The organism is Salipaludibacillus sp. CF4.18 (assembly GCF_051262595.1).
Taxonomy (GTDB): Bacteria; Bacillota; Bacilli; order Bacillales; family Salisediminibacteriaceae; genus Salipaludibacillus; species Salipaludibacillus neizhouensis.
In genome coordinates this window covers 81,837-95,677 of sequence record NZ_JBIMEV010000011.1, presented here as the reverse complement: position 1 = coordinate 95,677, position 13,841 = coordinate 81,837, and the positions used below count along the sequence as shown (strand labels likewise).

Here is a 13,841-nt window from a genome sequence, read left to right as displayed (position 1 = left end):
AATGACTATGATGCAATTCCAACAATGAAACCGTAAATAAAGATAGGGATAAACTTAGGAGGCGAAAAAGATGGCAAGTGTTTTATTTACAGATGATGCAGCTTTTATGAGAATGCAATTGAAAGATATTTTGACTAAACTTGGTCACGAAGTAATAGGTGAAGCAGAGAATGGTCAGGTTTCCATAGAAAAGTATCAAGAATTAAAACCCGATGTTGTCACAATGGATATAACTATGCCTGAGTTAAATGGTGTAGATACACTAAAAGAAATTAAAAAACTGGATGGTAATGCACTAGTTATAATGTGTTCAGCGATGGGTCAGCAAGGCATGGTTGTTGAAGCCATTCAAGCGGGTGCGAAAGACTAAATCGTTAAGCCATTTTCTTCAGAAAGAATTCAGGAAGCTTTAGGTTTTATAAAGATACAAAGCATTCAGATATAAAACTACAGGATAGACAGTTATGATCCATTCAACTGTCTATCCTTTTTTGCTGATTTTTTTAACGTACATCTCCTTAGACGTTTATCAAGATTGACTCTATGCAGTTTCATTAGAGATCTTAATCGAACTAGAATTATGAAAACTTAATCACATACTTAGTAAAATTTTAAAAGGAATATAGTAGAAATAATTCTGGCAAAGTTGGGGATAATACTTAGAAGATTATTGTTTTCGAAAGAGAGCATCAGAGTCTCAAAATTATTTACGATAAAGGGAGTTTTCCACTAATGAATGTAAAGACCCCGATTCCTAAAGCACAAGGCATTGATAATACACTGGCTCTCATCAAAGAAGGATTTCACTTTCTTCCTGGGCTCCGCAAAGAGTTAGAATCCGATATCTTTGAAACACGTCTTATGGGACAAAAAGTAATTTGTATGGGCGGTAAAGAAGCAGCGGAAATGTTTTATAACAACAACCTATTTAAGCGAAAAGATGCTGTCCCCACGCCTATTAAAAAGTCCCTGCTAGGTGAAGGTGGAGTTCATGGACTAGATGATGAAGCTCATAAACAACGAAAAAGAATGTTTCTATCTATGATGACTCCGGAAAGACTAGAGGATGTCAGAAAGATAGCGGTAAATGAACTCGATTCAAAGGTAGCTGAGTGGGAAACCAAGGAGAACGTAGTATTCTTTGAAGAAATAAAAGAAGTTTTAACCCGAACAGGCTGCAAGTGGGCCGGAATTCCACTGCGTGATCAAGATGTAAAACAACGCGCATGGGAGCTTGGCGAAATGGTTGATTCCTTCGGCGGCTCGGTTGCACGATTCAGAAGTGGTAAAAAAGCTAGGGAAAGTCAAGAAAAGTGGTTAAAAGGAATCGTCAAAAACGTCCGTTCTGGTAAAATTCCAGCTCCGGCAAATACAGCTGCATATATTATATCCCATCACCGTGAACCTAATGGGAAACAATTGGATGCACAAATCGCTGCTGTAGAATTGAATAATATCATTCGTCCGATTGTTGCAACAGCCTATTACCTAACTTTTGGTGCAATGGCGCTACATGAACATCCGGAAACCATTTCTAGTCTTAAGGAAAACAAAAGTAATTACAGCCTCATGTTTGCTCAGGAAGTCCGTCGCTTCTATCCATTTGCTCCAGCTATGGGAGCAAAAGTAAAAAAGAGTTTCTATTGGCACAACTATCATTTTAAAAAGAACATGCTAGTTATTTTAGATATTTTTGGCACGAATCATCATCCTGACATTTGGGACCATCCAGATGAATTCAAACCAGAGCGATTTAAGGACTGGAAAGGCAGTCCCTTTTCCTTCATTCCTCAAGGTGGTGGTGATCATATTGGCCATCGATGTGCCGGTGAATGGGTTACTGTCATGATCATGCGTTCATTTTTTCAATATCTCACCGAAAATATAACATACACAGTTCCCGACCAAAATTTAAACTATAGTATGACTCGAATGCCCACTGTACCGAAAAGTCGTTTTGTCATAACCCGTGTTAAAAAACTTAAAAAGTCATTGGATGATTTAGAGGATAATGAACAAACACACACAGTCATATAACAATTCTTATCGGCACTTAATTTATGGTAATAACAAAAGTAGCTGATGTCCGAGCATCAGCTACTTCTCTTAATTGCATATTTTATTTACATAAGTCACAGGTTATTGACTAGGAGGTTGTTGACTTTGACCACTCTGCTGTTGCCCTTGCTGTGATTGTTGCTGACCTTGTTGCTGACCTTGTTGCTGTAACTGGTTTTCGGTTTGGTGCAATTGACCATTAACTTGATTCAATACACTAAAAGACTGTAGTGATTGTTCAGCATCACCTAACGTTTGCGTTACTTGCTGTAATGATTGTTGAAGCTGTTGTAACGTTTGTTGCTGCTGTTGCTCTGTTTGAGAAGTGAATTGCTGTACTTGTTGCCTGAGTGCTTGAGCTTGTTGGTTTTGTCCCGACGAATTTTGTCCCGACGAGCCTCCACCCTGTTGCTGCTGCTGTTGGCCGTTGGATTGAAGCTGTGTTAACGCTTGTTGAACAGAATCTAACTGGCTTTTTAGTGGAGTAAGTTCATTTCCTACTTCTGCACTTACTACCTTTTCAATTTGTGCTAATTCGGCAGCTTTTGCTTTTGCTCTTGCCTTTACTTGTTCTGTTTCTTTTTCCATGGCAAATTCCTCCTTGTAGTTATAATTACTACTCTTATTTGATGATACTTTTGCCGTCTGATATGCTGGAGTTGGCTTATTAATAAGCTTCAATCCAACAAATATCACGCCGACCAATACAATAAGAGCTAGGAAGAGTATCATTTCATTCATCCCATACCTCCCCTGGAACAACTAAAAAAAGCTGTTGCACAACTCATATAATTAGCAAATATAAGTGAGGTTATGCACTTCTTACGTCCCCAATTATTACAAGTAAAGAATAGCCCCATGGATAATTATAATGATATAAATCCGGGGATAATTAATCATATAAAACAAACTGATAAATAATTTAAACGACATTTCCCGGGAAATTCTGACCTTTTTTACCAATTCCCTTAAAAATCAGTGTCTTTTTTCTAAATTATTGTTTTTGTTATAATGGAAGGTTGTTTGGAAGAATAACCGCTCGCTTTCCGTGGATGATCCGCGAGCAATCGAACGCTCTGCCGGATCTCGTTTATGTAATCATAATTTTTTCTAATAAGTTGAATAAAAGAGCAAATAGACACCAACATGTAGAAATGCAGTCTACATTGACTTTCTTATTTTTGAACAAACAACTAGAAGAAGCGAAGGCTGCGACTACCACGGAAAGCGTCAGCCTATACCTAAAGCATTCGAGCCTCTAGGTTAAATAAACGTTTGTTTAAGTAACAATTCATTATCCTTTTCTAGGTGTGTCTAAATAATTGATGTTACAATAACATTAATCTTTTATCTAGGAAAGGAATGATTGTAAATGAAAGACTACCACTGCTGTGCAACTTGTATTCATTTGACTATAACAAAAACAACCAACGGTACTAAGTACTTTTGCTCTCGCTTAGGATTTGAAACGAAAACTTCTTACCAATTTAATTGTTGGGAACCAAAAGATCATATTAAAAAATTGATGGAAAAAGAACGACCGGTTTAATCATCTATCGAATGTGATTTATATTTCAGCGATATATTATATATCCATAATAAAACTAAACCTATCTAAAAAAGGAACACAAGGAAAAATCCTCGTGCTCCCAACTATCTATGATACTATTTCAACTAAATTATCTTACTTAAAAACTCTTTCGTCCTTGGATGTTGCGGATCATCAAATATTTGACTAGGGGGACCTTCTTCCATGATTATGCCTTCATCCATGAAGATAACACGATCGCCCATTTCACGAGCAAATCCCATTTCGTGAGTAACCACGACCATCGTCATCCCCTCAATAGCCAAATCCTTCATAGCCTGTAAAACATCACCAACTAATTCCGGATCAAGTGCAGACGTCGGTTCATCAAATAACATGACCTTTGGATTCATTGCCAATGCGCGGGCAATTGCTACTCTTTGCTTTTGACCACCCGATAAACTTTTCGGATAAACGTCTGCCTTATCCGATAGCCCAACTTTAGCAAGTAATTCGAGTGCAGCCTTTTCTGCTTCTTCTTTAGAAATCCCTTTAACTTTAATAGGACCTAATGTGACATTTTCTAATACAGACTTGTGCGGAAATAAATTGAAATGCTGAAAAACCATACCTACTTGAGACCTTAGTTTGTTAATATTAACCTTTGGGTCTCGTAAACTTTCTCCATCTATAACTACATCTCCTGAAGTAATTTCCTCGAGATGGTTCATACAACGTAAAAATGTACTTTTTCCTGATCCTGATGGTCCAATGACACAGACAACTTCTTTCTCTTTAACCTCAGCATCTATACCTTTAAGTACTTCTAAGTCCCCAAATGATTTGTGAAGATCGTTAACTTTAATCATTATACATCTAACCTCCGTTCAACACGCCGAAGAATAAGCATTGCTGGGATCGTGATTACTAAATAAGCCAGACAAAGCATAATATAAGGAACGAAAGTCTCTCCCGTTGTACTTACATACTGTCTCAGTAAGAATGTTACTTCCCCTACTGATATAACTGCAAAAATCGATGTATCTTTTAAACTAATAATAAACTGATTCCCTAACGGCGGAATCATCCGTCTAAATGCTTGCGGCCAAATAATGTACCGCATCGTTTGGGTTGAACTCAATCCAATAGAACGCCCTGCTTCCATCTGTCCTTTGTCTACAGATTCCACGCCTCCACGAACGATCTCTGCTATGTATGCACCTGCATTAATCGCAATTGCAATAATACCAGCTGTGACAGCATCAAAGTTAATACCAAAAAAGTCTGATACAGCAAAATACAGAAATAATGCTTGAACTAATATAGGTGTTCCGCGAACTAATTCGATATAAACGGTAGCTAAACCATAAATTATTTTGCTTTTCGATAAACGAGCAAGCCCAAAAATAGTACCTAAAATAAATCCAATGATAACACCAACGAAGGTAATAAAAAGCGTTACCTGTAATCCACGGTATATATAGGGGAGTGTTGTTCTAAAATGTGTACTTGTGAAAATTTCGGTTAATTGTTCTATCATCTTATGAAGGGCCTCCTTCTTCTTATGAAACATCTAAAGCGCAACAAGACATTCTCGTCGCGCCTTAGATATACAATTGGTGTGTTATTAAAGGTGACTATCACTCTGGAGGGAGTTCGCCAAACCATTCTTCATAAATATCATCATATGTTCCATCTTCCATCAGTTCTGCGAGTGCTTCATTCACAGGTTCTCTTAACTCAGAATCCTGAGGGAAAGCAATTCCATATTGTTCACCTGTTAACGTACCACCAACAGTTTTCATTTCACCTAATGCCTCTGTCTCGATGTAATATGCAACGTTAGGAACATCATAAACAACTGCATCCACTCGACCAGCAACTAGATCTTGATACGCATTAACGATATCAGGGAACGTTTTGACCTCGGCATCTGTATTTTCAAGTAAATAATCTTCACTTGTAGTAGATGCACGGGTTGCAACAGTTGCACCACCTAGGTCATCTTCCGACTGGATCTCCTCTTCATCAGCACTTACCGCTATGATTAAACCTGCATCATAATAAGGATCAGAGAAGTCAAAGTTTTCTGCTCTTTCTTCTGTTATTGTCATTCCGGCAATGCCGATATCATAACGACCTGTTTCCATCCCTGCTAGGATTCCGTCAAACTCAACGACTTCCACTTCAAGTTCAAAACCAGCTTTGTCCGCAACTGCATGAATGAGATCGATATCAAATCCAACCATTTCATTCGTTTCAATATCTAAAAACCCAAAAGGTACGTAGTTTGTATCAACTGCTACAGTATACGTTTCTCCCTCTGCACCTGCATTTGCATCTGTATTCTCTTCTGCATTTGCATTCTCTTCTGTATTCATGTTTTCTGCTGCATTCGTATTTTCGTTAGCACCAGCATCTTCATTTGAATTTCCGCATGCTACCATGCTTGTTGTCGCTAATGCCGTTACTAAAAACAATAAAGCTTTTTTCACAATATTTCCCCCTTTTTTATTTTGTACAGAAACTAATAATGCTAATATTCGCATTATTCTAAACAAATGAATTACTCTTGTTAACTCTCTTTGTTGAAAATATCTTAGCATAGTTATTCAATAAATACTAGACTAAATTTTCGATTGAAACTAGACATTATCTTGCTCAAATCCTGATAATAAACACTTTTACGTCTATTTCAAAATAATATTATTTTTCAAAAAAAATAATCTATTCATGAAAATGAATACGGATTTTTGCTAGTTTAATAAGTACTACTTCTATTTATAATGCAAGGAACAAAATTAGGCAATCCATCCGGAAGTTTTTCTCACATAATTGTGTAGTGGTTTTGCATATTTTTCCAATGAATACTCTAAAGTCATTTGAAGAACATTAGAGATACCCTCTTCTTAACAAAAATAAGTTTAAAACTATTTTAATTGATACACTACATCCACCCGTTGAGTAATCTTCACTTCTCCTGACTCGACGTTAGTGCGACTATCTTCTTCAGACATCTCGGCGCTACTTTGCATCGGGAAATCTACTTGTGATTGCTGGTCAGCTATTTGTAAAACTTCGCCACGTTCTCTATTGGCGCTCTCAGCCATAGCATCTGCCTTCCCAACCGTTTTCTCAATAGCTTGCTGTAATGCTTTGTTTTCTGCTGCCTCAGAATCCCGTAATACAAACCTTGTCTGTTGAATTCTGTTTGCCCCAGCTTCTGATACGTCATCAATAAATTCACCTAAACGATCAATATCTCTGTATTCAATTTCAAGGATATGTTGGGCAAGATACTGTGCATCTTCATTTCCATTCGCTTGAGAATCAAACTGTTGATGCGGGTAGACATCTAACTGTGCCGTTTTAATATGCGCATCTTCCACTCCATGTTCCTCTAGAACTAGTCGTATAGCTTCTATTTTTTGATTCACCTCGGTTTGTGCATCATCCGCTGAAGTATCCACTGCCTCAGCACCAAGATGAATATATGCCATATCCGGTTCCGCACTGACTTCACCAACCGCGCTTACCACCAAAGTTCCTTCTTGAATTCCATCGCTTACATTTGCTGTTGCAGGTTGATCATAAAACGGACTGAATAAGATTTGCAGTAATAAAATCACACTAATTGTACCTACAATAGACCCTGAAGCAATTAACCAGTTTTTTTTAGACATTCTTAAACCTCCATCCACTTATTTCTATCTTAACTAAATAGACGAAAGATTTTCTAATTGGTTACACCCTGAAGCCACTTCAAGCAAAAAAATACCCCGGGAAGTGATTTCCCGAGGAAAAGTTATCATTATCAGCTTTCTTTTTTCGAAATCGTTAAGGCTTGTTTAAGTCCATTCTTCAATGAGAATTTCCCGTACATTAAAACGCCCCCTCTGTACACACGAGCTGCCAATACATTAATTAAAACAGCACTAATGGCGAGTATACTTACGATTACTGCTATTTCCCAAACTGGTACAGTTCCCATTCCAATTCTTAGGAACAAAAGCTGAGGCGTAAAAAATGGTACATACGATAACACTTGAATAAATGTTGAATCAGGTGTGTTGAGACCAACTAACGAGATGAAGAAAGCCATCATCGCTACTATAATAAGCGGCTGAATGGCCTGATTAGCTTCTTCCGCCCTGCTCACGAGAGCACCTAACATAGCCGCAACGCCTCCATACACAAAATATCCTAAAAAGATGAATAATAAAGCGTATAGTAATAAAGAAACTTCAATACCATCGTTGAAAATCATTTGTATGAAATTTTCTTCTCCACTAATCATGAACCCGATATACGCAGCTATTGCCAACCCACCCAGATTGACCACACCAACAAACGCAATACCAGTAATTTTCCCCAGCATTTGCGTAACTGGGTTAACGCTGGAAACGATAAGTTCCATAACACGGGATGACTTCTCCGTTGCTACTTCCGTTGCAATCATTGTACCTAAAGTTAACACAATAATATAAATAGCAAACACAAGTGCATACACCAACCAGTATGCCTGCATATGCTCCGCTTCCGTTCGCACATCTCCACCTTCCGTCAACGATTGTTCGTTAAAGGTTATTGGCGAGTAAATTAATGCCAGCTCTTCTTCATTCAAATCTAGCTCATTTGTTGCAACTGCCTCTTTCACACGTTGCACATCTTGATTGACTTGTTGAGACGTCGTAAAATCATTTCCTTCACTTAAAAATTCAGCCTCGAGGGTTGTTGTGGAACCTTGTAATGATAATACAAAATCATAATCCTTATTCTCAGCAGCTTCTACAGCGTCTTCCAATGATCCGTCTGTATAATGTATATACTCGAAAGCCCCCTCTTCATAGGAATCAAGCAATTCTCCAAAGGATGCCTCTCCCTCTGTCTCATCAATGACAGCTACAGTCTCTAAACTATCATCTGAATCAGAGAATCCATTTAAAATTGTATTTAAATTTATAAGGCCAATGATTAATATCATGACGATCACTGTGGACCATATAAATGTCTTTGATTTCAATCTTCTTCCTGCCGTATGGCTGACCGTAGTCCAAAAATTATTCATTGTCGTTTTCACCTGCCTTATCAATAAAAATGTCATGCAAAGAGGGTTCTTCTATTTCAAACTTTCGAACAAAACCTTTATCAGCAACTCTTTTAAAGATAGTTTCTGCTACTTTTTCATTTGCCACCTTGATAATTCCACCGTCTTTCGTAACTTCTAAATCAAGGATGCCTTCAAGATTTTTTAAAAAGTCCAACTCGTAATCCGCCCTTATATGAATTCTTTTCATATTGTAAGATCTTTTAATATTACGTAAATTACCCTGAAGCACGGCTTTTCCTTTTTTCAACATGATTAAATCTTCACATAACTTTTCTACATTAGCCATTTGATGACTGGAAAAAACAATGGTTGTTCCTTCCTCCTGTAATCGTAATACTGCATTTTTAAGCATGTCGGAGTTTACCGGGTCTAATCCACTAAAAGGTTCATCTAATATGAGTAATTCAGGCTTATGTAAAACTGCTGCAATAAATTGAATTTTTTGTTGATTCCCCTTGGAAAGCTCCTCGATTTTTTTATTCTCATACTCCGGTACTTGAAACCGTTCCAACCAATCTCGTAAATCCTTAATAATGTCCGCCTTTTTCATTCCCTTTAATCTCATTAAATAAATAATTTGTTCTTTCACACTAAGCTTCGGATAAAGCCCTCTTTCCTCTGGTAAATACCCTATTAAATTTGTTCGTTTGTAAGATAATGGTTTCCCTTCCCATGTGACCAAGCCTTCTGAAGGATCAATGAGTCCAAGGATCATTCGAAATGTTGTTGTTTTCCCTGCACCATTCGAACCAAGCATGCCAAACATATCTCCTTTTTCAACTTGAACAGAAATACCGTCAACTGCTATCTGGTCGCCAAATCTTTTTTTCACATTTTCTATCACCAACGTCATACTGTCTCCACTCCCTCTTTATCGTACAAATAGCAACTGTAAAGCCTTCAAAAAGCGAAGTTGTTCATCCATCTTCACTCATTTCTCATTTGAGGCCTATTAATGTATCATATTGATAGTCTTCTCTATTACGTCTAGAACTCTTGTCAGGTTTCATATTTTGGTAAGATCCATTTTCTAAAAATTTTATTTCTTGCTTTGAAATTACTATCTACCCCTCATTTTCCGTATAGAGTTTAGACTTCCTTTGTATCTCTTAACATTATCACTCTATTCAGTCTAAAAAATTTTTACTCATTTAAAAATAACAAAAAACCCCACTTTTGTAAGTAAGGTTTCGATATAAATATACTACTACAATCAAATAATTCCAAACCTTTTACTTTTCTAATTCTAGTATTCAGTAGATTTAGCTCTTTTTATAACTATATTTATTTTCGAAAATCATTTTTTTCAAAAATAAAGGATAAACTGATGCCAAACACCATCCCCCAAAAGGGTGAACCTATATTTAACAGCGTAAAGTCAGATAAGGTTATCATAAACGTAAAAAGAGCACCCATTTGAAACTTAGAAGCAAAGCTAGCAACAAGACAGTTTTTTAAAACCATTAACAATGCCAAACCTGCCAATAGTTGTATTAAAGAAATAGGGATTCCACGAATCACCTCAATAACGAAACCTGCAAAAAGTCCAAATAGAATCCAAAGAACCCCCATAAACACAGCCGACTTATATCGATATTGTTTTATACCAGAAGTTTTATCTGCTATTATTCCGGTCATTGGTCCTGCAATACATGCTGAGTGTGCTCCGAAAAAACTATTTACTAAAGAACCAATTCCTGACCATGTTGTTAGCGCATTTATGGGTGCTTTGTAACCAAGACTATCTAATATCGCAATTCCTTGGGCATTTTGAATAGCGATAACCGTCACTAATAGTGGAATCGTCAATTCACTAATGGTACTGAGGTTAAATGTAGGTAAAAATATTCCGGGTACCGTCATCTCGAATGAATTAGAGTTAAAAGAAATTGGCTGTTCTAAACATAGTAAAACAAACCCAATTACAATTGCTCCTAAAATGGGAGGAATAAAAGCACCAATACGTTTATACAATGTAAGCAACAGAAAAACAAGAAGAGTGGCACCATTAATTAGTGGCAGTTCCAAAACGGACATAAAGATGTTTAACCCAAATGGTAATAATACACCTGATACCATCCCCATCATTATAGGTAAAGGGATTAGGCTCATAAATACGCTAGTAGATTTAGTGACAGCAATTACGAGTAACAGTAGACTAGTAAAAACGTAAGCTCCTAAAACATCTGTAAAAGAATGGTTTACTAATGTCGTTCCAACTAAGACTGCCCCAGGTATCGTGAATGCCACTGCTATCGGTTGTTTATAGTACATCGACAACCCAATTGTAGAAAAACCTCCAACAATATAAATGGCAAATATCCATGACGTTGTAATTGAATCACTTAATCCGCCTATTTCGGCTGAATTAAGAACAATTAATAATGGTCCTGTTACACCAAAAAGCCAAGCAATAAATCCGTTCACAACACCTTGAATAGTCCAGTTTGAGAAGAAACTCTCCGAAGTAAGGATGACGTTTTTCATGTTCCTCCCCCTCAATTAAGGGTATAATCTTTTATTAATATTGAAAAATCAAAGATCCCCAAATTAGTCCTCCTCCAAAAGCTGTTAACACGATTCGATCCCCTTTTTTAATCTTTCCTTCTCTTCTTGCAACCGCAAATGCTAAAGGAATTGTCGCTGCTGAGTTATTTCCATAATATTTAATATTACTAATAACCTTTTTAGAAGGAAATTCTAAATTTCTTGCTATAGCATCAATAATTCTTTGATTAGCCTGATGTGGAATTAACCAATCAATCTCGTCGTAATGAAGCTTATTTTTCTTAAGGAGTCCCTTTACACTTGTTGACATTGAATTTACGGCTAACTTAAATATTTTATTTCCATTCATTTTGATTTTCGGTTTGCTATTATCACTGCCATTCGGGTCTCCAATAACGTATAAGTCTTTGTAATATTGTCCATCGGAGTGAATCGTAGAATCTATAATCCCTTCACTTTTACTGTCCATGATATTTGATACCACAAAAGCACCTGCACCATCTGCAAACAAAATAGCAGTTGAACGCTCTGTATAATCAACAATTTTAGATAGAGCGTCTGCCCCAACTACTAATACATGATTAACCTTATCAGTATTTATATATAGCTCAGCTATTTGAAGTGCTGAAATAAATCCCACACATGTGCTATGTACATCATAAGCACCGATTGTTCTACACCCTAATAATGTTTGAAGTCTTGTTGCAACAGGTGGAAACATGTGGTCTGGAGTCTCAGTCGCAACTACAATCAAATCAATATCCTCAGGGGTTAAGCCTGAATCCTCTAATGCTAAAAGACTTGCTTTATAAGCTAAATCGGATGTATTCTCTGTTGAACCAATGACTCTTCTTTCATGTATGCCTGTTCGAGTGGATATCCATTCATGTGAAGTATCCATTAGCTTTTCTAAATCATTATTTGTTATGACCGTTGATGGTACATAAGAACCAACCCCATTTACAATAGCTTTACCCAAGTTTCCTTCCTCCTTATGTAAAATAACTATAATAAAAATAGCCAGTTAGACTGGCTATTTTTAAAACTATTATAATCGCAATTTAAAACGTTGGACTTTACCTGTTGCGGTTTTCGGTAACTCATCCATAAACTCAATTTCTCTTGGGTATTTATAAGGAGCTAGGTGACTTTTTACATACAGTTTTAATTCATCACTTAGGTGTTCCGAAGGCGTCACACCTTCTCTTAATGAAATATATGCTATTGGATAGACAAGATTATTTTCCGTTTTCTTTCCTATAACAGCAACCTCTAAAACTTTCTCATGTTGAAATAACACAGATTCAATTTCAATAGGAGACACCCAAATGCCTCCAACCTTTAACATATCATCCGATCGTCCGGCGTACCAAAAATATCCATCCTCATCCTTATAATACTTATCTCCAGTGTGCATCCATTCCCCGTAGAACCTACGTTGATTTTCCACTATATTACACCAATAACCACTAGTTACACTTTCTCCTTTAATAACTAAATCACCAGTTTCATTAGATTCTACCTCAATCGATTGATCATTAAGTATTCTTGCCTCATATCCAGGTACAATCTTCCCTGTACTGCCTGCTTTAATGTCGCCAACACGATTAGATAAGAATATGTGTAAGGCTTCTGTGGAACCAATACCATCTATGATATCCAGTCCAAAAATTTCTTGCCATTTTTTAATAAAACTTGCTGGAAGTGGTTCACCAGCAGACACACAAATTCTTACAGAAGATAGATCTGGAATTGTACCAGTTTTCTCAACATAGTTTATCATTGCTCCATAAAGAGTAGGAACTCCAAAAAAAATTGTAGCTTTGGACTCCACTAATTGTTCAAATACTTTGTCTGGAGTAGGTCTATCCTTTAATAGAACCGTTGTTCCTCCTGCACCTAAAGGAAAATACATCCCGTTCCCTAATCCATAGGCAAAGAAAAGCTTTGATGCTGAGAAAGTAATGTCATTTTCGTTAATCTGCAATACTTTTTTAGCATAGTTGTCGAAACTAGCTTCCATACCTTTTTGAAGGTGGATAACGCCTTTGGGTTCACCTGTACTTCCAGAACTATATAGCCAAAAGGCCATATCTTCAGATGAACTATGGTAAGTCTCTAAATATTTGGGAGCGCTATCAATTAATTCTGTAAAGTCGATCACTTCTCTTCTATCTGAAGCTTTATCAGAGATCAATATAACTTTCTTTAAATAAATATAACGCTCCCTATTCTCTTTAATTTTATCCCAAAAATCTTCATGTATTACGAGCACTTTCGCTCGACTATTATTTAAGAGGTATTCATAATCAAAGGGCTGTAACATCGTATTCACTGGAATAGGGATAGCACCAATTTTCATTGCACCAAAAAAGACAGTGACAAACTCTGGAGAGTCATAGGTTAACAATAGGATTCTATTCTCATTTTCTACACCTAATTCTTTTAGAGCATTACCGCATTGGTTCACCCTATTAAGAAGGCCTTGGTAAGTTAACTGTTCATCTCCACAAATAATAGCTACTTTATGGCCTTTTCCATTATCTACGTTTTCTTCGATAAATCGATTAGTTGCATTATACTGATCTTTTATTCCTCTTAATTCCATTTCTGATTCAATCATTTATTTCCCCCCAT

12 protein-coding genes are annotated in these 13,841 nt (G+C 36.8%); 2 read left to right on the top strand and 10 right to left on the bottom strand.

What is annotated here, in order from left to right:
- The first annotated feature begins 70 nt into the window (after window positions 1–70).
- Together ACHABW_RS09705 and ACHABW_RS09700 are read left to right on the top strand one after the other, a co-directional pair.
- Window positions 71–370, top strand: coding sequence for a response regulator (locus ACHABW_RS09705; RefSeq protein WP_435755115.1), 300 nt, complete (start codon window positions 71–73; stop codon window positions 368–370).
- A gap of 362 nt (window positions 371–732) precedes the next feature.
- Window positions 733–2,037, top strand: a complete 1,305-nt coding sequence (locus tag ACHABW_RS09700) for a cytochrome P450 (RefSeq protein ID WP_435755114.1) — start codon at window positions 733–735, stop codon at window positions 2,035–2,037.
- A 102-nt stretch (window positions 2,038–2,139) separates the two neighbouring features.
- Here ACHABW_RS09700 and ACHABW_RS09695 read toward each other — a convergent pair whose 3' ends face one another.
- The 10 genes from ACHABW_RS09695 to ACHABW_RS09650 all read right to left on the bottom strand — a co-directional run bounded on the left by ACHABW_RS09695 (window position 2,140) and on the right by ACHABW_RS09650 (window position 13,827).
- Window positions 2,140–2,799 carry a hypothetical protein gene (locus tag ACHABW_RS09695; protein ID WP_435755113.1) on the bottom strand — a complete coding sequence of 220 codons (660 nt, stop codon included), beginning with the start codon at window positions 2,797–2,799 and terminating at the stop codon, window positions 2,140–2,142.
- A gap of 933 nt (window positions 2,800–3,732) precedes the next feature.
- Window positions 3,733–4,455, bottom strand: coding sequence for an amino acid ABC transporter ATP-binding protein (locus tag ACHABW_RS09690; RefSeq protein ID WP_435755112.1), 723 nt, complete (start codon window positions 4,453–4,455; stop codon window positions 3,733–3,735).
- Entirely contained in the window at window positions 4,455–5,126 is a 672-nt protein-coding gene (locus ACHABW_RS09685) for an amino acid ABC transporter permease (protein WP_110939094.1), read from the bottom strand. Before ACHABW_RS09685 ends, ACHABW_RS09690 begins: the two co-directional genes overlap by 1 nt.
- 100 nt (window positions 5,127–5,226) lie before the next feature.
- A complete protein-coding gene (locus ACHABW_RS09680) occupies window positions 5,227–5,967 on the bottom strand; it encodes a transporter substrate-binding domain-containing protein (protein ID WP_435755153.1) in 741 nt (246 codons plus the stop codon).
- Window positions 5,968–6,516: 549 nt separating this feature from the next.
- A complete protein-coding gene (locus ACHABW_RS09675; RefSeq protein ID WP_435755111.1) occupies window positions 6,517–7,269 on the bottom strand; it encodes an SIMPL domain-containing protein in 753 nt (250 codons plus the stop codon).
- Between the two features lie 131 nt (window positions 7,270–7,400).
- On the bottom strand, window positions 7,401–8,654 hold the full coding sequence (locus ACHABW_RS09670; protein ID WP_435755110.1) for an ABC transporter permease: 1,254 nt from the start codon (window positions 8,652–8,654) through the stop codon (window positions 7,401–7,403).
- On the bottom strand, window positions 8,647–9,549 hold the full coding sequence (locus ACHABW_RS09665) for an ABC transporter ATP-binding protein (protein ID WP_435755109.1): 903 nt from the start codon (window positions 9,547–9,549) through the stop codon (window positions 8,647–8,649). Before ACHABW_RS09665 ends, ACHABW_RS09670 begins: the two co-directional genes overlap by 8 nt.
- A 431-nt stretch (window positions 9,550–9,980) precedes the next feature.
- Window positions 9,981–11,183 carry a benzoate/H(+) symporter BenE family transporter gene (locus tag ACHABW_RS09660; protein WP_435755108.1) on the bottom strand — a complete coding sequence of 401 codons (1,203 nt, stop codon included), beginning with the start codon at window positions 11,181–11,183 and terminating at the stop codon, window positions 9,981–9,983.
- Window positions 11,184–11,217: 34 nt separating this feature from the next.
- Entirely contained in the window at window positions 11,218–12,183 is a 966-nt protein-coding gene (locus tag ACHABW_RS09655) for a beta-ketoacyl-ACP synthase III (protein ID WP_435755107.1), read from the bottom strand.
- A gap of 69 nt (window positions 12,184–12,252) precedes the next feature.
- Complete coding sequence (locus ACHABW_RS09650; RefSeq protein WP_435755106.1) at window positions 12,253–13,827, bottom strand: benzoate-CoA ligase family protein; 1,575 nt, start codon at window positions 13,825–13,827, stop codon at window positions 12,253–12,255.
- Window positions 13,828–13,841: the final 14 nt, after the last annotated feature.